The 22331-nt window shown below is 37.2% G+C and carries 18 protein-coding genes; 8 read left to right on the top strand and 10 right to left on the bottom strand.

What is annotated here, in order from left to right:
- The first annotated feature begins 240 nt into the window (after positions 1-240).
- Together ribA and nlpA are read left to right on the top strand one after the other, a co-directional pair.
- Positions 241-840, top strand: coding sequence for a GTP cyclohydrolase II (gene ribA, locus BTA34_RS07060; RefSeq protein WP_109400383.1), 600 nt, complete (start codon positions 241-243; stop codon positions 838-840).
- A 246-nt stretch (positions 841-1086) separates the two neighbouring features.
- Entirely contained in the window at positions 1087-1902 is an 816-nt protein-coding gene (nlpA, locus tag BTA34_RS07055) for a lipoprotein NlpA (RefSeq protein WP_151435035.1), read from the top strand.
- A 316-nt stretch (positions 1903-2218) separates the two neighbouring features.
- Here nlpA and BTA34_RS07050 read toward each other — a convergent pair whose 3' ends face one another.
- Both BTA34_RS07050 and acnA read right to left on the bottom strand, forming a co-directional pair.
- Positions 2219-3583 carry a transferase gene (locus tag BTA34_RS07050; RefSeq protein WP_151435034.1) on the bottom strand — a complete coding sequence of 455 codons (1365 nt, stop codon included), beginning with the start codon at positions 3581-3583 and terminating at the stop codon, positions 2219-2221.
- A 214-nt stretch (positions 3584-3797) separates the two neighbouring features.
- A complete protein-coding gene (acnA, locus tag BTA34_RS07045) occupies positions 3798-6470 on the bottom strand; it encodes an aconitate hydratase AcnA (protein ID WP_151435033.1) in 2673 nt (890 codons plus the stop codon).
- 219 nt (positions 6471-6689) lie between these two features.
- On the opposite strand from acnA, the gene BTA34_RS07040 reads away from it, so the two are divergent.
- Positions 6690-7520, top strand: a complete 831-nt coding sequence (locus BTA34_RS07040; protein WP_151435032.1) for a hypothetical protein — start codon at positions 6690-6692, stop codon at positions 7518-7520.
- A gap of 66 nt (positions 7521-7586) precedes the next feature.
- Here BTA34_RS07040 and cysB read toward each other — a convergent pair whose 3' ends face one another.
- The 3 genes from cysB to topA form a co-directional block, all read right to left on the bottom strand.
- On the bottom strand, positions 7587-8561 hold the full coding sequence (gene cysB, locus BTA34_RS07035; RefSeq protein WP_151435031.1) for an HTH-type transcriptional regulator CysB: 975 nt from the start codon (positions 8559-8561) through the stop codon (positions 7587-7589).
- Between the two features lie 240 nt (positions 8562-8801).
- Positions 8802-9326, bottom strand: a complete 525-nt coding sequence (gene sodC, locus BTA34_RS07030; RefSeq protein ID WP_151435030.1) for a superoxide dismutase family protein — start codon at positions 9324-9326, stop codon at positions 8802-8804.
- A 155-nt stretch (positions 9327-9481) separates the two neighbouring features.
- A complete protein-coding gene (gene topA / locus BTA34_RS07025) occupies positions 9482-12079 on the bottom strand; it encodes a type I DNA topoisomerase (protein WP_151435029.1) in 2598 nt (865 codons plus the stop codon).
- 307 nt (positions 12080-12386) lie between these two features.
- Between topA and BTA34_RS07020 the strand changes: the two genes are divergently transcribed.
- Positions 12387-12635 carry a YciN family protein gene (locus tag BTA34_RS07020; RefSeq protein ID WP_069369238.1) on the top strand — a complete coding sequence of 83 codons (249 nt, stop codon included), beginning with the start codon at positions 12387-12389 and terminating at the stop codon, positions 12633-12635.
- Positions 12636-13152: 517 nt separating this feature from the next.
- On the opposite strand, the gene sohB is transcribed toward BTA34_RS07020, so the two are convergent.
- Positions 13153-14199, bottom strand: a complete 1047-nt coding sequence (gene sohB, locus BTA34_RS07015; RefSeq protein WP_151435028.1) for a protease SohB — start codon at positions 14197-14199, stop codon at positions 13153-13155.
- Between the two features lie 229 nt (positions 14200-14428).
- Between sohB and BTA34_RS07010 the strand changes: the two genes are divergently transcribed.
- A complete protein-coding gene (locus tag BTA34_RS07010) occupies positions 14429-15190 on the top strand; it encodes a YciK family oxidoreductase (RefSeq protein WP_196566073.1) in 762 nt (253 codons plus the stop codon).
- A 25-nt stretch (positions 15191-15215) separates the two neighbouring features.
- The gene (gene cobO / locus BTA34_RS07005; protein ID WP_151435027.1) at positions 15216-15806 is read left to right on the top strand and encodes a cob(I)yrinic acid a,c-diamide adenosyltransferase; all 591 of its coding nucleotides are present in this window, start codon (positions 15216-15218) and stop codon (positions 15804-15806) included.
- A gap of 44 nt (positions 15807-15850) precedes the next feature.
- On the opposite strand, the gene BTA34_RS07000 is transcribed toward cobO, so the two are convergent.
- The 4 genes from BTA34_RS07000 to rnm form a co-directional block, all read right to left on the bottom strand.
- A complete protein-coding gene (locus tag BTA34_RS07000; protein WP_151435026.1) occupies positions 15851-16798 on the bottom strand; it encodes a hypothetical protein in 948 nt (315 codons plus the stop codon).
- Between the two features lie 200 nt (positions 16799-16998).
- Entirely contained in the window at positions 16999-17922 is a 924-nt protein-coding gene (rluB, locus tag BTA34_RS06995; RefSeq protein WP_023582283.1) for a 23S rRNA pseudouridine(2605) synthase RluB, read from the bottom strand.
- Between the two features lie 426 nt (positions 17923-18348).
- Positions 18349-18969 carry an L-threonylcarbamoyladenylate synthase gene (locus BTA34_RS06990; RefSeq protein WP_151435025.1) on the bottom strand — a complete coding sequence of 207 codons (621 nt, stop codon included), beginning with the start codon at positions 18967-18969 and terminating at the stop codon, positions 18349-18351.
- Positions 18970-18993: 24 nt separating this feature from the next.
- Positions 18994-19854 carry an RNase RNM gene (rnm, locus tag BTA34_RS06985; protein WP_151435024.1) on the bottom strand — a complete coding sequence of 287 codons (861 nt, stop codon included), beginning with the start codon at positions 19852-19854 and terminating at the stop codon, positions 18994-18996.
- A 306-nt stretch (positions 19855-20160) separates the two neighbouring features.
- Between rnm and BTA34_RS06980 the strand changes: the two genes are divergently transcribed.
- Both BTA34_RS06980 and BTA34_RS06975 read left to right on the top strand, forming a co-directional pair.
- On the top strand, positions 20161-21738 hold the full coding sequence (locus tag BTA34_RS06980; protein ID WP_151435023.1) for an anthranilate synthase component 1: 1578 nt from the start codon (positions 20161-20163) through the stop codon (positions 21736-21738).
- Positions 21738-22331: an aminodeoxychorismate/anthranilate synthase component II gene (locus tag BTA34_RS06975; RefSeq protein WP_109402903.1), complete on the top strand. Its 594-nt coding sequence runs from the start codon at positions 21738-21740 to the stop codon at positions 22329-22331. Before BTA34_RS06980 ends, BTA34_RS06975 begins: the two co-directional genes overlap by 1 nt.

Genomic DNA, 22331 nt, shown 5'->3' with positions numbered 1-22331 from the left:
GTTCTCTTCCATTTACGGCTAAAGACTATCAGTATAAACGATGCAAGTTTAGCAATAAATCATTATGCAAGAAGGCGTAAAATCTGATAGCTTGTAGTGGTGTGAATTTATAAGTGTGTGTTATCCCCATTCCTTGTCTATCAGACATGGAAGCATTTCAGTGTTTTATTTCTCTTTGTTCTCGTTATAAAGTGTATAATCTCGAACAAGAGTTTCACCTGAAATTATGAGTCAAAAATAATGAAATTAAGACGTATCGCAGAAGCAAAACTACCTACTCCTTTTGGTGAGTTTTTAATGGTGGGTTTTGAAGAAATCGCAACAGGAAAAGATCATGTCGCCCTTGTTTATGGTGATATTTCAGGCTCCGAGCCAGTATTATCTCGCATTCATTCAGAATGTTTAACAGGTGATGCCTTATTTAGCCTACGTTGTGATTGTGGTTTCCAACTTGAAGCTGCGCTTTCACAAATAAGCAAAACAGGTCGTGGCGTATTACTTTATCATCGCCAAGAAGGGCGAAATATTGGATTACTAAATAAAATACGAGCTTATGCATTACAAGATAAAGGATTAGATACCGTTGAAGCGAACCTTGAACTAGGTTTTAAAGCTGATGAACGTGATTTTACCCTTTGTGCTGATATGTATAACCTCTTAGGTGTTCATGAAGTTCGATTATTAACCAATAACCCGAAGAAAATTGAAATCATGAAAGCTGCTGGTATCAATGTCATTGAGCGAGTGCCCTTAATTGTAGGACGTAATCCAAGTAATGCACATTATCTTGATACTAAAGCCGATAAAATGGGCCATCTTTTATTTAAGAAAGTGCAATAATACAGCAACAACTCAGCATTAATTCTTTTCAAATCCGAGTCTAAGCGCTCGGATTTTTTATTTATTCCTTTTATTCTATTACCTTATAAATTCATTCTTTATCTATTTTTCTTTCCTTACTTCTTATTTTTACATCTTTTTTATCATTAAATTATATCATGTGAAAATTTGTCATATGTGATTTCATTGACTATCTATCGGTTCCTAAGTTATTTATTAATAAATAAATTTTTATAGGAATACATTATGCCATTACATTTTTCTGGTCGGATTTTCGGCGCGTTGTTATTAGCAGGAACATTATTAACAGGCTGTGATAATAGCGATAAAAATAGCTATTCAATCAAGGTTGGTGTGATTAATGGTGCTGAACAAGATGTAGCTGAGATTGCTAAAAAAGTCGCAAAAGAAAAATATGGCTTAGAAGTCGAATTGGTAAGTTTCAGTGGTTCATTATTGCCTAATGATCCCACTGCAAATAAAGAACTTGATGCCAATGTTTTTCAACATCGCCCTTTTCTTGCCCAAGATAATCAATCTCGTGGTTACAATTTAGTCGCTGTCGGTAATACCTTTGTTTTTCCTATGGCGGGTTATTCAACTAAAATCAAACATATTTCAGAGTTAAAATCAGGTGATACCATTGCAGTTCCTAACGATCCCACCAATTTAGGTCGAGCATTACTGTTATTAGATAAAGAAAATCTTATTACGCTAAAACCAAACAGTGGTTTATTGCCTACGGCTATCGATATTATTGATAATCCTCACAAGCTTAAAATTATGGAGCTAGAAGGCGCGCAATTACCACGAGTTTTAAACGATCCAAAAGTCACTGTCGCTATTATCAGTACAACTTATATCCAGCAAATTAATTTATCACCTACCAAAGACAGTATTTTTATTGAGGATAAAAACTCGCCTTACACCAATATTATTGTGACAAGAGAAGATAATAAAAACGCTGATAACGTCCGTGATTTTATTAAGGCTTATCAGTCACCCGAAGTTGCCACGGCTGCCGAAACCATTTTTAACGGTGGGGCAATTCAAGGCTGGTAAAATTATTAATAATATTGATTGGTCACTTGTGATTAACATGTGACCCAATCATTTATTTACTCTTTTATCTCGATAAGGTTATTCCATTATATTTTTTTGATTCATTAGTAAGCTTATATTCCATAAAATATCCTTATTATTAATTAGCGATTTTATTATCACCAAAAAAATTTAATAGTTTAATTTTAGTATATATTCTATTTAAAATAGAAAAATGGTGTTTTTTATTGAGAATAAAAACTCGCCTTACACCTATATTATTTATAGAGAGTGTACAAAGTTAATACCTAGTGATTAAATTAAATCTCAATATAAATTAATAGGCTAATTTCACTTTATTATCTAACATAAAAATTAATTTATTATTTTCATCTGCTTTAACTGAAACATTAGCACCATTACCATATTGATCTCGAATAATACAATCCATTTTTTCTTCTTTCTTACTTGAAAACAATGGTAGCCCAATGTTTATACTATAAGTCCAGAAACATAATCCTACTCTTTTTTTATTACTTGATGTTACTTTAATTGAGGGCATATTCTCAAAATGGAAATTCTTTGTATAATAACCAGAAGGATCTAATAAAACTGATTGATCCGTTGATGTACCTATTAATTGATAAATATTTTTATGATAATAATAAAAATCTTTATTTTCCTCACATTCTGCACCTGTTGTTATTGCACCGCCATTACCATTAAATGCAAGGTAATACTTAGACAGCGTTCCACCGGGTATCGATACATTTTTTTCTACTTCTGGGTATATTAGCGGATCAATATTCATATCCTCTTTTGTAAAAACGCGGGGCGGTATAACATTTAATGTTACAACACTCTGCCGATATATAGGACTATTAGATCTAAAAGCGGTTGTATATTGTTTACCATTGACAGTAAATTGTGCACATAGTTTTAAAGTATCCATGATTTTATCAACAGATACATACCATATACATGCTGAATAATTTATTTGCTCATAAAGATTCTCAGTGTGAGGATGAACGTAACCTTTTGCTTCTTTAGAAATATGGATATCTGGATTTAACGTTTTATTTTTATCATCAACAATACAAATATTTTTATGCATTTCTTCTTCTGACACTTTAAAATGTCTATCTTCTTTATCTAGTACAATTAAACCAACACCGATAGGAACTTGATGTTTACCATTTGCATAAATATTTGATTCTTGATCCGTGTGATTAATATAAAAAGTAAATTGTATTACACGTTCAATATCTTCCCAATTACCTACATAATATTTAACTTTTTCATCACCTGATACGACGGTATTTCCTTCAACAATAGCATGCTTAAAAACAACCGCATTACCTTCAACTTTTGCATTTCCTCGAACAACACCTCTATTTTCAATACTCGCGTTTTGTGTGACTACAGCAGAATCATATATTGCTGCATCATCAGATACTTTAGCATTACCTGAAATTATCGCATTATCATAAACTTTAGCATTTTTTGATATTATTGCATTTTCTATTACTCTCGCATTACCAAATACCATTGCATCATCATAAATAAAACAACCATCTTCTCGACTTAAATTACTTTCATTTTCAATCCATCCCCCTGGACTACCAGTATATACTCTTTTAATTTTAAACAGAGTAACGCCATTATATTCTTTTGATTCATTTGTAATAATATATTTCTTCATTATACGCCTCGCGTTTATTTAATATAATCTTGTTAAAATAGAAACACCTCCAAAACAAGAGCCATTGGAATAATATAAAGAAAAGAATAATTAGGTAACATTAAATAAAAAAATAGACCTGTTAATTTAAAATAGAAAGACAGTATTTAAAATTTAAATACTGTCTTTTGTGAGAATAACTTAATGTTTTTTACATATGTTATTAGAATATTATTTATAACATATTTCTAATCACATAATGCAATATGCCACCATGTTGGAAATAAGCTAATTCAGTTTGAGTATCAATACGACAACGTGCCATAATAGTTTCAGTACGATTATCTGCAAAAGTAATATTAACCGCGACATCTTGATTCGGTATTAATGCATGAAGCCCTGTTATCTCAATTTTCTCATCACCTTTTAGACCCAATGTTTGACGAGAAACCCCTTTAGGAAATTCTAAAGGTAAAACCCCCATACCGATTAAGTTAGAACGGTGAATACGCTCAAAAGAGCCTGCGATGACGACTCGCACACCCAATAAACGCGTTCCCTTCGCTGCCCAATCTCGGCTAGAGCCAGAGCCATATTCATTACCTGCAATAATTGCCAGTGGTGTATTTTCTTGCTGATAACGCATTGAAGCATCATAAATCGCCAGTATTTCACCCGTTGGAATATGCTTGGTAAAACCGCCCTCTATTCCTGGCACCATTTCGTTACGAATACGAATATTGGCAAATGTGCCTCGCATCATTACTTCATGATTCCCGCGTCTGGAGCCATAAGAGTTAAAATCTTTCGGCTCAACACCATGTTCACGCAAATAACGCCCTGCAGGACTATCCGCCTTAATATTACCTGCTGGTGAAATATGATCAGTTGTCACCGAATCACCTAAAATAGCCAAAATACTGGCTTGATGAATATCTTTAATCGGAGCCGGCGTTTTTGACATACCTTCAAAGAAAGGAGGATGTCGAATATAGGTAGAGTCTGGTTGCCAATCATAGACAGGTGTATCTTGTGTTTGCAGTGATTTCCATGTTTCATCACCTTCAAATACAGCGGAGTACTCTTTATGGAACATCTCTGTTTTAACTTTCTCGACAGCATCAGCAATGGCTTTACTGTCAGGCCAAATATCTTTTAAATAAACGGGAGCGCCCTGTTTATCTTTACCTAATGGTTCTTTCGTAAGATCGATATTCATATTTCCTGATAAAGCATAAGCAACCACTAAAGGTGGCGATGCTAACCAGTTGGTTTTCACTAAGGGATGAATTCGACCTTCAAAGTTACGGTTGCCGGATAATACAGCTGCAATAGTTAAGTCATTATCCTTAATTGCACTTTCAATCGGTGCTAATAAAGGTCCTGAGTTACCAATACATGTTGTGCAACCATATCCCACAAGATTAAATCCTAACTCATCAAGATAAGGCGTTAATCCTGCTAAATTAAGATAATCTGTGACCACTTTAGAGCCAGGAGCCAAAGAAGACTTAACCCAAGGTTTACGCTGCAAGCCTTTTTCTACCGCATTTTTAGCCAGTAATCCGGCGGCCATTAAAACATTAGGATTTGATGTGTTGGTGCATGATGTGATAGCTGCAATAACGACTGCACCATCGGTTAACTCAAATGCAGGATAATCATCAATTTTTACTTGAGGAAACTGTGCCAGTGGTTTTTTATTGGTTTCAAGATCGACTGCTGCTTTAAATGCCTTAGGTACACTCGGTAGATTGACTCTATCTTGAGGGCGTTTAGGTCCTGCAAGGCTCGCTTCAACGGTTCCCATATCTAACGATAATGTTGACGTAAAGATAGGCTCATCACCTGTATGTCTCCATAGACCTTGCTCTTTGCTATAAGCTTCAACAAGTGCAATTTCTTGTTCTTCACGTCCTGTTAAACGCAAATAATCAAGGGTGATATCATCTATTGGGAAGAATCCACAGGTTGCGCCATACTCTGGCGACATATTCGCTATGGTTGCACGATCAGCTAAAGGTAATGACGCTAAACCATCTCCATAGAACTCCACAAATTTACCCACAACACCATGAGCGCGTAACATCTGTGTGACGGTTAATACCAGATCCGTTGCCGTGATCCCTTCACGTAATTTTCCTGTTAATTTAAAGCCAACAACATCTGGAATTAGCATGGAGATAGGTTGTCCTAACATTGCAGCTTCTGCTTCAATGCCGCCTACCCCCCAACCTAGAACACCAAGACCATTTATCATTGTGGTGTGAGAATCCGTGCCGACTAAAGTATCAGGATAAGCCACATGACGCCCGTTTTGCACCTCAGACCAAATCGCTTTGCCTAAGTACTCCAGGTTTACCTGATGGCAAATTCCTGTACCCGGCGGCACGACACGAAAGCGTTCAAAGGATTGTTGTCCCCAACGTAAAAAAAGGTAGCGTTCATAGTTACGCTCCATTTCAATTTCCACGTTTTCAGCAAACGCATTTTTACTGGCATATTCATCAACCATAACAGAGTGGTCAATAACCAAATCAACGGGTGATAATGGATTAACTTTATCCACTTGCCCACCCAAAGATTTTACGGCTTCACGCATAGCGGCTAAATCAACAACAGCAGGCACACCAGTAAAATCTTGCATAAGTACCCTTGCCGGTCGATATGCAATTTCTCGTGATGCATGTGCTGTTTTTTGCCACTCAACGAGTGCCTTAATATCCTCCTCAACAACAGTATCATTGTCGAGATAACGCACTAAGTTTTCTAGTAACACCTTCAGAGACTTAGGAAGACGGGTAATATCGCCTAATTGGCGGGCAACTTCTGAAAGGCGGTAGTACTCATATTCTTGAGATCCGACTAAGAGCGTAGCATGGCTCTCTTTTTTCAAACGTAACGACATAGCTCCTCCTTCTTATTTTTATACTGACAGCATGTTTAAACTATCAAAATAGGTAAGGTTATTTATTAAACATATCATATAACGCCGAATTTCGCTTAAAGACCACACAATTTGTTAACGTAATGTTATGGCTGTCATAGTGTTAATAAATTTTAATCTCGGGATTTTTGCTTAATTAAGATTTAATGGTGGAGATATGACTACGTAAGGATAACTTTTATGAGTAATAAACAATCTGATTTACTTAAAAATATTATGAATGCGGATAGCTATTTCGCAGAACCTATTACCCCCCCATTTCCGCAAACCTTATCGATGAATCCATTACATTCTCAAAATATAAAAGATTCAGAAGGTTTAGTGCAATTTATCATCGCGTCACCCAAACCTTTTGAGCCGTCCGAAATAGAAAAAATGTCACAGCTTAAAAATATCCAAATTGGACTTATTTCTATTATGGCAAACCATCTTGCAGCATTAAAAAAAGAGGATAATGAAGCCTATTATCGCCCCGAACATTGGTTAGATACTCTCAATCATTTACCACTTCTCGGACACAATAAAGTCGAAACAAAAAAACTTCATAAACAAACCTATGATTTTTCTGTTGCTCAAGCGTTTATTCAATTATTACTAGGAGCAGCAATCAATGCCACCTCTCCTGCACTTGGCGAATTTATTGATTTTTTACGTACCCAAGGACAAAAAATAGAAGTCGGCTTACGAAAATCATTAGACAGCTATCAAACGATAACGATTGCGGGGATCACGGAGATACTCAATCATAATAATCATCTTATTTTTGTTCCAAAGCTGAAAATTTTGAGCCTGCGTTTTTCTTATCAATCAGCAAAAATGCTACTTGCCAGTTGTATAGGTCGTAAATTTACCCTCTCTTTAGAGTACACCACCATTACCTCTGTATTTGATGCTAGCGCTCTTGATGATCCACTGATTAATCGCCAGTTTTATGATTTTTTAAATAAGTACCGTCAGTTAAGCATTGCAAAATCAGATGCTTTTTTTAGTGGGGATTTTTATTTGAAATGAGTTGAGTAATAGCAGAAATTAGATTTATGAACACGCTTGAAGGCGGGAATAACCCGCCTTTCAGTATTACACGAGTGGTAATTCGATATCTTTAAATAACTCTTCAATCTCTTCGTTAGTTCGCAACGCAACAGCTTGCTCAATCAAATTACGCGTAAGATGAGGGGCAAAACGCCACATAAAATCATACATATAGCCACGTAAGAAACCACTACGACGAAACGCAATTTTAGTGGTGCTATAACTAAACTTATCACGCATATCAATGGCAACTAAATCGCTATCAAGTACAGGATCAAATGCCATGCTGGCAATCACACCAATACCTAAATGCAGTCTTACATAAGTTTTAATGACATCCGCATCGGTTGCAGTGAAAACAATTTTAGGTTTTAACCCAACTTTACCAAAAGCATCATCAAGATCAGAACGTCCGGTAAAACCGTGGGTATAGGTAACGATATCGTAACCCGCAAGCTCTTTTAACGTCACTTCTCGTTTTTGTGCAAGTGGATGATCTTTTGAAACCACAACAATACGGTTCCAACGATAACAAGGTAGCATCACTAAATCGTTATAAAGATGCAGTGATTCTGTCGCGATCGCAAAATCACTTTTACCTCTGCATACGTCTTCAGCAATTTGCGTTGGTGAACCTTGGTTCATATGCAATGAAACATCAGGATAACGCTCAATAAAACCTTTTATTACTGGCGGTAATACATAACGAGCTTGCGTATGCGTTGTTGCAATTGATAGCGAGCCTCTATCTGGATAAGTGTGCTCACCCGCCGCTGATCGAATAGCTTCAGTTTTTGACAAAATCTCTCTAGACAGCCTTACAATTTCTTCACCTGCTGGTGTCACATGCGTTAGATGCTTACCACTACGAGAAAATATTTGTATACCAAGCTCATCTTCTAACATGCGAATTTGTTTACTTATTCCCGGTTGAGATGTATACAAACGCTCTGCCGTGGTCGAAACATTTAAATCGTTATTCACCACTTCAACGATATAACGCAACTGTTGTAATTTCATAGAGAGGCTATCCCTTCAACAAAAGACTTATTATTCCGTTATTCTATTTATATTCATATAACTAAAAAGAATAATAAAGATGTAATTTATAACCACTATATCACTTATTTCATTTCGGTCTAACGTAATTAATAGTGTTATTTAGGTTTTGTTATATCGAATAGTTATAAGCTATAAATAAGCATAAAAAAAGCCAACGTTATCTGTCAGCTTTTATTTCATAATGCTGGTGTCACTAAATTATTTAATCACACCACATGCCATTCTTGCGCCACCACCGCCAAGTGCCTCAGGATCATCAGAATAGTTGTCGCCACCCACATGCACCATAATTGCTTTATCTTTCACTTGTTCAAGTTTAGTGAGTTTTGGTGCTAATACTGCGTAATCAGCAACGCCATGATCATTTACAACTAATCCTGGTAAATCACCTAGATGCCCAGCTTTATTATACGGTCCCAAGTGAACGCCGGTTTTTTCAGGATCTAAATGCCCTCCTGCTTTTAATGCTGGTACAGGTTTGCCATCTTTCATATCCGGCTCACAAGAACCATTAGCATGGATATGAAAACCATGAATACCCGGTGTTAATCCAGTGAGTTTTGGCGTAAATAACAGCCCATAATCAGTTTCAGTAATAGTCACAACACCAACATCGTTGCCTGCTCCCGTCGGTAAAGCTTCTTTTAACGTGACATCTAACGTTGCAGCGCTTGCCACAGAAGTGAAGAGTAAGCCAGATAGTAACAAAGGCATCAGTTTCATAGTATCTCCGTCTTATTATTAGCAAAGTAAAATATCAGACAAATAGAAATTAACCATTAATACTGTTTCAATGTATTTAATTAGCATACCTTCTTAATACAAAAAAGCGACTAACTCTCATTAGTCGCTTTTTTATTTATCACGTCATGCCGATATTATTTGGTTTTTTCAACCCATTTGCCATCGACATAAAACGCAGACCAACCTGTAGCCTTGCCATCTTTCTCTGAAGAAACATATTGTTGTTTTGTTTTACGACTAAAACGCACAATAGTTGGATTTCCTTCAGGATCAGCCACCGGAGCTTCTGCTAAATAGCGCATTTTCTCTGCTAAACGGTCTTTAAAGCGAACCAGTTCTTCTACTTTTGGCGCGCGCGTTTCTCTTGATTTAGGGAACGTGTTTGCGGCCAAAAATACTCCCGCAGCGCCATCTCGTAAGACAAAGTAAGCATCTGATTTTTCGCATGGCAACTCAGGAAGTGGAACGGGATCTTCCTTCGGTGGTGCAATTTCACCGCTTTTTAAAATTTTACGCGTATTTTTGCAGTCATCATTAGTACAACCCATGTATTTACCAAAACGCCCCATTTTCAGGTGCATTTCAGAGCCACATTTATCGCACTCAATAACTGGACCTTCGTAACCTTTTAAGCGGAATTCACCTTCTTCAACTTCATAACCATCACATGCAGGATTATTACCACAAACATGTAATTTACGATGAGTATCAATCAGGTAACTATCCATTGCAGTACCACATTTCGGACAACGACGACGTGCACGTAATGCGTTAGTTTCTGCATCTTCCCCTTCAAGAATATTTAATAATTCATCTTCAGGGATAAGATTAATGGTTTGCTTACAACGCTCTTTAGGCGGTAAAGCATAGCCTGAACATCCTAAGAATACGCCTGTTGTCGCTGTTCTAATGCCCATATGACGAGAACAAGTTGGACATTCAATCGACGTGATCACCATTGGATTTGGTCGCATTCCACCTTCTTCCGGATCTTTTTCAGCGACATCTAATTGCTGACTAAAATCAGTGAAGAATGCATCTAATACCGCTTTCCAGTTTTCTTCATTATTAGCAACATGGTCGAGGTGATCTTCCATTTGCGCAGTAAAATCGTAATTCATTAAATCGCTAAAATTTTCTTCTAAGCGATCTGTGACAATTTCACCCATTTTTTCTGCATAAAAACGACGGTTTTCAACTTTCACATAACCACGATCTTGAATAGTGGAAATGATAGATGCATATGTTGAAGGACGGCCAATACCGCGCTTTTCTAACTCTTTAACTAAAGTTGCTTCGCTAAAACGTGCTGGTGGCTTAGTAAAGTGCTGAGTTGGTTCTAATTCAACTAAAGCCAGTTTTGCCCCTACATCAACTGCAGGTAAGGTTTTATCTTCATCTTTATTACGCATCGCTGGCATGACTTTCGTCCAACCGGCAAAACGTAAAGTACGACCTTTAGCACGTAGTTTATAATCACCTGATTCGACTGTTAATGTGGTTGAATCGTATTTTGCTGGTGTCATTTGGCAAGCAACAAATTGATTCCAAATCAGTTGATATAAACGTTTGGCATCGTTATCCATATCTTTTAAAGATTCTGCGATAACGTTGATATCAGAAGGACGGATAGCTTCGTGCGCTTCTTGAGAATTTTCTTTACTCGAATAAACGTTTGGTGCTTTCGGCAAATATTTAGCGCCAAAATTCTCATTGATATAATCACGCGCCATTTGAATTGCATCCTGACTTAAGTTAGTTGAGTCAGTACGCATATAGGTTATATAACCTGCTTCATAAAGGCGCTGAGCTAGCATCATCGTCTTTTTCACACCAAAGCTTAAACGCGTACTTGCCGCTTGCTGTAAGGTTGATGTGATAAGTGGTGCGCTCGGTTTGCTCGATGTTGGTCTATCTTCACGATCTTTTACCGTGAAGGTCGCATTTTGTAATGCTTTAACCGCAACCTGTGTTTCATCAGATGAAACAGGGTTGAAGGCTTTATCATTATAATGCGTGACTTCCATACGCAATGGCTGTTCGTCAGGCGTTAACAGCGATGCATGTAATTGCCAATATTCTTCAGGAACAAAGGCTTTAATTTCACGCTCACGTTCAACTAAAAGACGCACAGCAACGGATTGCACTCGCCCCGCAGATAATCCACGAGCCACTTTTTTCCAAAGTAAAGGTGAAACCATATAGCCCACAACACGATCCATAAAGCGACGTGCTTGTTGTGCGTTAACGCGATCTATATTTAACTCACCTGGAGTTTGGAAAGCTTGTGTAATGGCATTTTTAGTGATCTCGTTAAAAACCACTCGACTAAATCGTTCATCATCACCGCCGATAACTTCGCGTAAATGCCACGCGATAGCTTCTCCTTCGCGGTCAAGGTCCGTTGCGAGATAGACATGATCAGCTTTCTCAGCCAATGCTTTTAGTTCAGCCACGACTTTTTCTTTGCCGGGTAGAATTTGATAGTTCGCATTCCATCCATTATAGGGATCAACTCCCATACGGCTGACTAAGGCTGATTTCTCATCCTTTTTAACTTTTTTCACGCCTTTCGTGGCGGATGAGTTTTCGCTCTTCTGGCTGCCAGAACCACTCTTTGGCAAATCACGAATGTGACCCACGCTAGATTTAACTACGTAGTCATTGCCAAGATATTTATTGATCGTTTTGGCTTTAGCCGGGGACTCCACGATAACAAGAGCTTTACCCATAATTACCTTTACCTAATTAAACTTTGTTATGACGGTATTGTTTAATACCCTCAACTAAAAAAATGTTTAAAATCTCTTTTTTATATTGCGTTAGTTTTGCAATATATCAACCTGTTTTTATTCAAAGCTTTTGTTTAAGCTCAAAACTCATAACTTTTTTTGAGGTATTTTAATCACCTCACTGCCTTGATCGGGTACAGGTAAATCATTGTTTGCTACATATAGAGTAGCTAAGCTTTTAAAAATGCCACACTCTACCTGATAAAAAGTGAGGCGCAACAAATTATTTTTCTAAGGAGCACATATTATGTCAACACAAACTACACCGATTACAACAGAGATGCTACTTGAAAAAGCGAATAAAATCATATGTGAACATGAAGATTATTTACAAGGTATGCGTGCTGATTCGGTTGAACAGAAAGGTAATGTCCTCGTATTTAAAGGCGAATTTTTTTTAGATGAACAAGGTTTACCTACTGCAAAAAGCACAGCAGCATTCAACATGTTCAAGCATTTAGCTCATGTGTTATCTGATAAATACCACTTAGAATAAGTCATCTTCGTGATTATTTTTATTTAATCACTGAAGTAAATTAATTTACTCTTAATCGATAGCAAAAAAGAGGCTTTACTTGCCAGTTATTGCGTTCACTCAGATACGCACAACTGGCATAATTAAGCGGTAATAAAGAATAATGATTCAACCTGTTCATAATGCCGTTTTTTGTCGCATCTTAATTCACGATTACACTTACCTATCAATACAATCAGTAAGATCAATTATTTTTATTTTCTATTTACGGCTATATTGAAGCCTCCTAGAAAGAGGAAATATTTACCCTGTTGTTGTTATAAGCAATATCAATTATTTCTTTGATTGCCAGTGAAATTTTCACTGGCTTTTTTTTGTTTTATCAACATAAAAGCTTTTAAAATAGAAAGTTAGAATATTTATTAAGAAGGCTTAGAAATAGTGACTGGATTAAGGAAGGATGATATCAGCGATAATCCATATCACTGATATCATTATTATTGCGTACTTATTGACTTATATAACTTAGTAGCTTGGCTTATAGCAGCGGTTTTTTACTTCTTTGCACCCAACGCATCATCAGTTTATCGATACTTTCCATTACGCCACCGGTAACTCGCTCAACCATTTTCTTTTTGGTAACATATTGGACAGAAAGAACTTCAAAATCATTAATATGATCAATCAGCCAATCATCACTTACACCAACTTTATCAATTAAGCCTCTGTTTAGCGCTTCTGAGCCGTACCAATACTCACCCGTTGCAACGCTATCAATATCAAGTTGAGGACGATATTTATGCACAAATGATTTAAACAATAGATGCGTTTCATTTAAATCTTGCTTAAATTTCTCGCGACCTTCTTCAGTATTTTCGCCTAATAAGGTCAATGTACGTTTATATTCGCCAGCAGTATGCAACTCAACATCAATATCGTTTTTCTTGAGTAAACGGTGAATATTAGGGATTTGAGCTACGACACCAATAGAGCCAATAATCGCAAATGGCGCTGCAACAATGTTATCTGCCACACATGCCATCATATATCCCCCGCTAGCAGCCACTTTATCGACAACCGCAGTCAGTTTAATTCCCTTTTCTTTTAAGCGTGTTAATTGAGCCGCCGCTAATCCATATCCGTGAACCATACCGCCTGGGCTTTCTAAGCGCAGTAATACTTCATCACCTGTTTGTGCAACAGAAAGAATGGCACTGATTTCTTCACGTAGTGCACCCACTTCATGGGCATCCATACTACCGTTAAAATCAAGCACATATAAACAAGGTTTTACAACGCCTTTTTTACCTTCTTTTGCATTGTTTTTACTCTGTTTATTCTCTTTTTTCTGCTGTTTTTTAAATGCTTTATACCAGACTTTTAATTCAGCATCGTCCATTTTTGCTTGTTGCATAACACGCTGTTTTTCTTCGTAAGCTTCAGCAAGATCAGTGACTCTTAACGTCCCTTTACGATTTTGCTTTTTATTTCCAATCACAACGAAAAACAACACGATAGCGATAATCGCCACAACAACAGTGACAATTTCTGCTAAAAACAGTCCATATTGCAAAATATACTCCACAAAGACCTCTTTTTAAGGTTAATAACACTGACTAAAACCAATATGCCTAGTTTAACGAAATTCTGCTTTAGCGCCAGCAACAAAGGCATGATTATGTTTAATACCATTTATGTTTAATACCATAAAGAAAACAGCCATAATTTGTAAACAAAAAGTCAGACTAAACTGGTCGCTAAGCAAATAAGACGTTACACTTTATTTACTTTTTACTAGACAGGATATCAATATGTTGCAATATCAACCCGATCATAGCGTGCTAAAAGATAAAATTATTCTAGTAACGGGTGCTGGTGATGGCATTGGAAAAGAAGCTGCACTAACTTATGCGCAATATGGCGCAACACTTATCTTATTAGGTCGTACTCTATCAAAACTTGAAGATGTTCAAGAAGAGATAATCACATCAGGTGGCCAACAGCCTATGTTATATCCACTTGATCTACTTACAGCGACAGAGAACGATTTTCAGCAATTTGCTGATACTCTCGTTAAACGCTTTCCTCATCTTGATGGTGTATTACAAAATGCCGGTTTATTGGGTGTTGTTGAGCCTATCATTAATCAACCGAGTAATCTTTGGCATGACGTTATGCAAGTCAATGTTAATGCGACATTTATGCTCACAAAAGCACTCTTACCATTGATGCTTAAAGCACCTCATGCAAGCCTTATCCTCACCACGTCGAGTGTAGGTCGTCAAGGTCGTTATGGTTGGGGTGCTTATTCTGTCTCTAAATTCGCAACAGAAGGCTTTATGCAAGTACTTAATGAAGAATATAACGAGAGTACCTTGCGTATTAACTGTATTAATCCTGGTGGCACTCGTACCGCAATGCGAGCAAGTGCATTTCCAGATGAAAATGCACAAAAGCTAAAAACACCTAAAGATTTGATGCCGTTATATCTCTATCTTATGAGTGATGACAGTATTGATGTGAAAGGACAATCTTTAGATGCACAACCTGGTCGTAAGGCAGGTCCCGCTGAATAACGTACTTTAAGTTTAAGGTAGCAAAATGAATGATGCACAACACCAAAAACGCCAACAACGTTTAAAAGAAAAAGTAGATACCCGAATTGAACAAGCTCAACGTGAGCAAGGTATTGTGATGATTTTTACTGGCAATGGTAAAGGTAAAACAACAGCGGCGATGGGAACTGCAACGCGTGCTGTTGGTCATCAAAAAAAAGTCGGTGTTGTGCAGTTTATAAAAGGGACATGGGAAAACGGTGAACGAAACCTATTAGAACAATTCGGTGTGCCATTTTATGTAATGGAAACAGGTTTCACTTGGGAAACTCAAGATAAAAGCGCAGATACTGCTGCCTGTTTGAATACTTGGCAATATGCACTCAAACTACTTAATAACCCAGAATATGATCTGGTTATTCTTGATGAAATTACCTATATGATTAGCTTTAATTATTTACCATTAGATGAGGTTATTTCAGCCATTAGCTCTCGCCCGCCTCACCAAAATGTCATTATTACAGGAAGAGGCTGCCATAGAAAATTAATTGAGTTAGCTGATACAGTGACAGAAATGCGTCCTATTAAACATGCTTTTGATAGTGGGATAAAAGCACAAAAAGGCATAGATTGGTAATAATCTCTTACTGCCTTTTCAATTATCTTAAAAATAAATAATAATTATATTAAAGCTGGCTCACTTAATATGCCAGCACCAAATATACGCCCTGTTTCATCTATTAATTTAAAGTAAGCTTCTTTATCATCGAATATATCATTTTGTATTTGTTGACTATACACCATAGCCATTTTCATTATATGGAAATGATATTCATTATAGTAATTTTGCTTCTCATTCGGTTCCCGTGAAGTCAAATAGGAATTAGTTACTTTATAAATATTATTAGCTTCTTTCAGCATTTCGCTATTATGAAATTCAATATGACTCAATGTCGGAATAAAATCATCTGTCCGTGTATTTTCATCATTTATCCAATTGTATTTATCTTTTTCTTTATGTGCTTCTAATAAATTAGGACCAGAATAAACATGAATACCATATGGCTTTCTTGATATAAAATCTTGAAATTCAGATTGGGAAAAACACTTAGTTAATACATTGACTACTCCCTTATTACTCCAATCAGGTAAGTAAGTCGGTATAGGCTCATTTAAAGGAACATCACAGTGAAAAACATTATTATCAATAAAAATAGCGTCAGAGCTATTAATAGCGCCATTCACTAATTGCCCATCAATCCAAACAGAGCGCATTGTTAAGTATAAATGCTCACTATCTTCTTTAGGAGAAAAAATAGAAGTAAAACTATAGTATATTTCCCTAGATGGATTAATTATTCCTCCATGATTTCCAGGGTAAATCATAAAAATTTTCTTTTCCCCGTCAGCACCAACTAATACATGCTTCCCATTCTCTAATTTTATTTCTTTTACTTCACCTGTATTAAGCCAAAAAGCATTTTCATCAATTTGAAAGACTAGCGGTGTTGTTTTATTGTTACTAATGTAAAACACACCAGATTGTGAGTTTAAATTAGTCGTTGGCTCACAACCCGTAGTAAGAGTAGTCGCACATAACATTGTTGTTAAATAAAAAGAACGATGCATATATCGCGTATACCTTATCGTAAAATATACAAATAAAATATTATTATTAATAAAAGTGACTTCTCATCTCATCAATTGTGCATCATAGTTTTATTTATGGAAAAAATAAAGTCATCAAAAAAAGAAGCACCCTATTTCTATGGGTGCTTCTTCATAAAGAATGATATTTTAATTTAAAATAATAAATAATTATTCGCTAATTACTTTTTATTTCCTGCTGATTGGCGACGGCTTGACGCTCTTTTAGCTGGTGATGTTGAAGTACGTGTTGATATCTTAGTATGACGCTTAACCGCACGACGGATCTGATTCGCTTTAATACGACGCTGATCTTTTTCTACTGCAACTTTTGTTACTGTTTCGTCGTTTAATTCAACTAACTGACGTAAATAGTTGATTTGATCTAATCCAAGCTCTACCCAACCACCACGCGGTAAACCTTTTGGTAAATCAATATCACCGTAACGAACACGAATAAGACGGCTGACTTGTACGCCCACCGCTTCCCACATACGACGAACTTCACGGTTACGCCCTTCAGTCAGTGAAACGTTATACCATTGGTTAATCCCTTCACCACCACGGTAAGAAACAGAGCGGAATGAAGCAGGACCATCTTCTAATTGTACACCACGCGTTAATTGACGAATTTTCGCATCATCAATTTCACCAAAAACACGAACAGCGTATTCACGCTCAACTTCACGGCTAGGATGCATTAAACGGTTAGCTAATTCACCATCAGTTGTAAATAACAGTAATCCACTGGTATTCACATCAAGACGACCTACTGCAATCCAGCGAGCACTGTTAAGGCGAGGAAGACGTTGGAAAACGGTTGGACGACCTTGTGGATCACTGCGAGTACACAATTCACCTTCAGGTTTGTAATAAGCAAGCACACGACAAACATCTTTTTGTGCTTCACGAATATTTAGAATGCGGCCATCTAAGCGGATTTTTGCTGTCGTGGTGACATCAATACGATCACCTAATTTTGCTTTTGTACCATCAATGCTGATACGCCCTTCTTGAAGATAGCCTTCAATTTCACGGCGAGAACCGTGACCAGAACGAGCAAGGATTTTTTGTAATTTTTCAGTGCGTTGCGATTTATCGCTCATGAAACAACCTCATGTGTCGCCTTCACAGGCGTCATAAAAATAGAATTAATTTTTAAAAATCAATTAAATATAAATAACCCATGTTTATTAAAATAAGAAATAAACACAGGTTTATTGATTCAATAGTGAACAATGTTGATGATTTTTCACATTAACCATCAACATTGTGATAAATAGTGACGATAAAACGATGTTGGCAAAACCTAACAATAACTTAGCCGTTTGTCTGCAGATCAAGTTATCGTGTTTAGCGTCTAAAACACGCGTTGATATAACCGATTTCAAAAACAGACACCATGATTTTTATCGCAATGTATAAATTTAACACAAGCGATAAATCCCTTCACCTTTTATCTTTTTATCTCGTGATAAATTTCTTCACTATTGAGTCATTTTCTCCAAACTCAGTTTAATCAGCTAAATGACTTACTGAAATGGCGTAATATCTCCCATACCTTCACGCACAATAACTGGAGTATCTTCTGTTAAATCAATTACCGTTGTCGGTTTTTGCCCTAAATAGCCACCGTGGATCACCAAATCAACTTGCTTGCTTAATAAATCTTCGATTTCTTCTGGATCGGATTCAGCAAAATCATTGCCCGGTAAAATCAGGCTTGTTGACATTAATGGCTCACCAATATTTTCTAACAATGCCAGTGCAATAGGGTTAGAAGGAACACGCAAGCCTATAGTTTTACGTTTATCGTTCATCAATCGCTTTGGTACATCTTTAGTTGCTTTTAAGATAAACGTGTAATTACCTGGAGTGTTATTTTTTATTAAACGAAACACGACATTATCAACATAAGCGTAATTGGCAATTTCTGATAAATCACGGCACATCAGTGTGAAATTGTGGTTTTTATCTAATTGGCGAATACGACAAATTCTCGTCATTGCATCTTTATTGTCTAAACAACAACCAATAGCATAGCCAGAGTCTGTTGGATAAATCACCACACCGCCTTTACGTAAAATATCAGCACTTTGTTCAATTAAACGAGCCTGCGGATTATCAGGGTGAATATAAAAAAGTTGGCTCATACATCCCTCAACGAATTTCTAATGTTACTCTTGCCATAGCGACCAAACTGGTTCTACACCACTGGGTAACCATAAATTACGCCCCAATTCTATCCACGAGCAAGGGCGATGAAAATCAGAACCTAACGAAGCTTTTAACCCATAAAGTTGCGCTAATGCTGCGTGTTGTTCCCGTTCTTGTGGTGGTTGTTGGCATTGTGCCACTTCGATTGCATCACCACCGAGTTGTTTAAAATAAAGCGTTAAGCGTTTTAACCATTTAGAGGATAGACCATATCGTCCTGGGTGTGCTAATACTGCAACACCACCAGCTTCATGAATTGCTGTGACAGCGTCACCTATTGAGCACCACTGTGGTGGAACATAGCCGGTTTTACCTTTCGCTAAATAACGTTTAAACACTTTATTAACTGAGGCAACATGCCCTTCATTCACAAGAAAACGAGCAAAGTGCCCTCTTGTAACTTGTCCACCAAGTGCTAAGGCTTTTGCCCCTTTAAATGCATTTGCAATACCCGATTTTTCTAATCGCTCACCTATCATTATCGCGCGTGTTTCACGACATTGGCTTTGTGACGAAAGGAGCGTTTTCATTGCATTATGGTTGATATCAATATTCAATCCAACAATATGGATTTCTATATTCTCCCACAAAGTCGATATTTCGACACCTGATATCAGGGTAAGAGGCAGATTTTTTTCTGCAATATAATCATTAGCTGGAGTAATTGCTGCGGTTGTATCGTGATCCGTAATTGCTAAGACATTAATTTGACGCTCTATCGCTCTCTCAACCAATTCTTCTGGTGAAAGCTCGCCATCTGACGCGGTAGTGTGGCTGTGCAAATCATAAATCACTCTTAAATCAGATAGCACTTCTGTCATCGCTTCTCCCTTTTCATCTTAGCAAGATAATAATTTTTAAAGAGTATGCCATAAAGTACTTGACGAACCTAACGCAATCCAGTTTACTAGTACACAACACAAGCTAGTCTATTAACTTATTATCTGTCGTTAGCTGTAAGGAGATCTTATGAATATTAATCAACGTCTTATCGCTCTTTGGTGGCGCAATACTCTTTTATGGGCGGTTTGATCTCCTGCTTCACGTCAGTGATATCTAAAACCCGCCTACGCGGGTTTTTTTATGCATTAAAAACAGTTAGTAAAAAATAATATAGAGCGATAATAATGAATACATCACTTGCATTCTCATTTAATACCAAGGCAACGCCACTGCCTTACCATAGTGAACCAGCTTTACTTTTCAATACATTATGTGAAAACAAACATCACACATTATTGTTAGAATCTGCACAAGTTGATACTAAAGCAAACTTAAAAAGCTTGTTAATTGTTGATAGCGCATTGCGTATCAGCGCAGTAAAAAATCAAGTCACTATTGATGCATTAAGCGTTAATGGACAAGCTTTATTACCCGCATTAAAAATCGCACTAAAAGAAAAAGCTGTCTTAATACAAGAGAGCGATAAACAGTGTGTTTTTACTTTTTCAGCACCTGCACAAGATATTGATGAAGAAAGCAAATTAAAATCAGCCAGCGTATTTGATGCCTTACGCTTCTTCCTTGTTAATAAAGACGTTAAAGATGCTAATGCTATTTTTGTTGGCGGTTTATTTGCTTATGATTTAGTCAGTGGTTTTGAACCTATTCCTGAATTAGACGCCGTTTTTTCATGCCCAGACTACTGCTTTTACTTAGCAGAACAATTAATCGTGATCGACCATCAGAATAAAGATAGTCAATTAATTTCCATTGCTTTTACTGATGATAAAACAGAGTGTCAGCGCCTCACTTTACGACAATCTGAGTTAGCTTCACTGGCTAAGCAACCTTTAAAACATCCTATTCGCCGCGCATTAACAGCAGCAGAGTCAACAATACAAGGCAATATGGATGATAAAGGTTATGGCGATATCGTTGAAGCAATGAAAACCTATATTCGTCGTGGTGATATTTTCCAAGTTGTTCCATCACGTCGCTTTCAAGTTGCTTGCCCTTCACCACTTGCCGCTTATCAAGTATTGAAAGAGAAAAATCCAAGCCCTTATTTGTTCTATATGCATGATGCTTTATTCACGGTATTTGGCGCATCACCAGAGAGCGCATTGAAATATCAAACAAGCGATCGCCAAATTGAAATCTATCCAATTGCAGGAACTCGCCCAAGAGGACGCAACACAGATGGTTCAATCAATGCTGATTTAGACAGCCGAATTGAACTTGAAATGCGCACAGATACGAAAGAACTTTCTGAACATTTAATGTTAGTTGATTTAGCACGTAATGATTTAGCGCGTATTTGCCAAGCAGGTAGCCGTTATGTCGCTGAATTAACAAAAGTTGACCGTTATGCTTTTGTCATGCACTTAGTCTCAAGAGTTGTGGGTAAATTACGTGATGACTTAGATATTTTTCATGCTTATCAAGCTTGTATGAATATGGGTACGTTATCGGGTGCGCCCAAAGTCAGTGCAATGCAATTGATTGCTCGTTATGAAAAAACAAAACGTGGCAGCTACGGTGGCGCTATCGGCTATTTCACTGGTGCAGGCGATTTTGACACTTGCATAGTTATTCGCTCTGCTTATGTTGAAAATAATATTGCAACTATTCAAGTTGGTGCCGGAATTGTGCTTGATTCAGATCCTCAAATGGAAGCTGAAGAGACACGTAATAAATCACAAGCTGTGATCAACGCTATTTTGCAAGCTCATACTGATACACAACTGCAGGAGGCTTGCTAATGGCGACTATCTTACTACTCGATAATATCGACTCATTTACTTATAACCTTGTCGATCAATTACGTAGCCTTGGCAATAACGTTGTGATTTATCGCAATAGCGTCACTGCCGATTTTATTGAACAAAAATTACGTGAACTCGATAATCCGATTTTACTGTTATCTCCGGGGCCAGGAGCACCTTCACAAGCCGGTTGTATGCCTGAACTATTAAAACGTGTATTAGGTACATTGCCTGTGATTGGCATTTGCTTAGGTCATCAAGCGATTATTGAGGCTTACGGTGGCAAAGTTTCTTCATGTGGAGAGATCTTACATGGTAAAGCGACATTAGCTGAACACGATAACAGCGAAATGTTTGTGAATTTACCTAACCCTTTACCCGTAGCTCGTTACCATTCGCTTTCAGGAGAACAAGTTCCAGAACAACTCATTATTAATGCTTGGTGCGATAACACTGTTATGGCGGTGCGTCACCGTCAACATAAAACGTGTGGTTTTCAGTTTCACCCAGAATCAATTTTAACCACCAAAGGCGCACAACTTTTAGAACAAACAATCGCATGGGCATTAACTCCTAAAGGAGACGCATAA

The sequence above is a fragment of the Proteus sp. CD3 genome, from assembly GCF_008808075.1.
GTDB lineage: Bacteria > Pseudomonadota > Gammaproteobacteria > Enterobacterales > Enterobacteriaceae > Proteus > Proteus appendicitidis.
This window is presented reverse-complemented; position numbering and strand designations above follow the sequence as displayed.

What these genes read in the sequence shown, in the direction of transcription:
- BTA34_RS07000 (WP_151435026.1), bottom strand. Translation starts at nt 16,798, where the DNA reads ATGCATCGTTCTTTTTATTTAACAACAATGTTATGTGCGACTACTCTT.
- cobO (WP_151435027.1), top strand. Translation starts at nt 15,216, where the DNA reads ATGAATGATGCACAACACCAAAAACGCCAACAACGTTTAAAAGAAAAA.
- sodC (WP_151435030.1), bottom strand. Translation starts at nt 9,326, where the DNA reads ATGAAACTGATGCCTTTGTTACTATCTGGCTTACTCTTCACTTCTGTG.
- BTA34_RS07040 (WP_151435032.1), top strand. Translation starts at nt 6,690, where the DNA reads ATGAGTAATAAACAATCTGATTTACTTAAAAATATTATGAATGCGGAT.
- cysB (WP_151435031.1), bottom strand. Translation starts at nt 8,561, where the DNA reads ATGAAATTACAACAGTTGCGTTATATCGTTGAAGTGGTGAATAACGAT.
- acnA (WP_151435033.1), bottom strand. Translation starts at nt 6,470, where the DNA reads ATGTCGTTACGTTTGAAAAAAGAGAGCCATGCTACGCTCTTAGTCGGA.
- BTA34_RS07020 (WP_069369238.1), top strand. Translation starts at nt 12,387, where the DNA reads ATGTCAACACAAACTACACCGATTACAACAGAGATGCTACTTGAAAAA.
- BTA34_RS06980 (WP_151435023.1), top strand. Translation starts at nt 20,161, where the DNA reads ATGAATACATCACTTGCATTCTCATTTAATACCAAGGCAACGCCACTG.
- BTA34_RS07050 (WP_151435034.1), bottom strand. Translation starts at nt 3,583, where the DNA reads ATGAAGAAATATATTATTACAAATGAATCAAAAGAATATAATGGCGTT.
- BTA34_RS06990 (WP_151435025.1), bottom strand. Translation starts at nt 18,969, where the DNA reads ATGAGCCAACTTTTTTATATTCACCCTGATAATCCGCAGGCTCGTTTA.
- topA (WP_151435029.1), bottom strand. Translation starts at nt 12,079, where the DNA reads ATGGGTAAAGCTCTTGTTATCGTGGAGTCCCCGGCTAAAGCCAAAACG.
- ribA (WP_109400383.1), top strand. Translation starts at nt 241, where the DNA reads ATGAAATTAAGACGTATCGCAGAAGCAAAACTACCTACTCCTTTTGGT.
- BTA34_RS06975 (WP_109402903.1), top strand. Translation starts at nt 21,738, where the DNA reads ATGGCGACTATCTTACTACTCGATAATATCGACTCATTTACTTATAAC.
- nlpA (WP_151435035.1), top strand. Translation starts at nt 1,087, where the DNA reads ATGCCATTACATTTTTCTGGTCGGATTTTCGGCGCGTTGTTATTAGCA.
- rnm (WP_151435024.1), bottom strand. Translation starts at nt 19,854, where the DNA reads ATGACAGAAGTGCTATCTGATTTAAGAGTGATTTATGATTTGCACAGC.
- rluB (WP_023582283.1), bottom strand. Translation starts at nt 17,922, where the DNA reads ATGAGCGATAAATCGCAACGCACTGAAAAATTACAAAAAATCCTTGCT.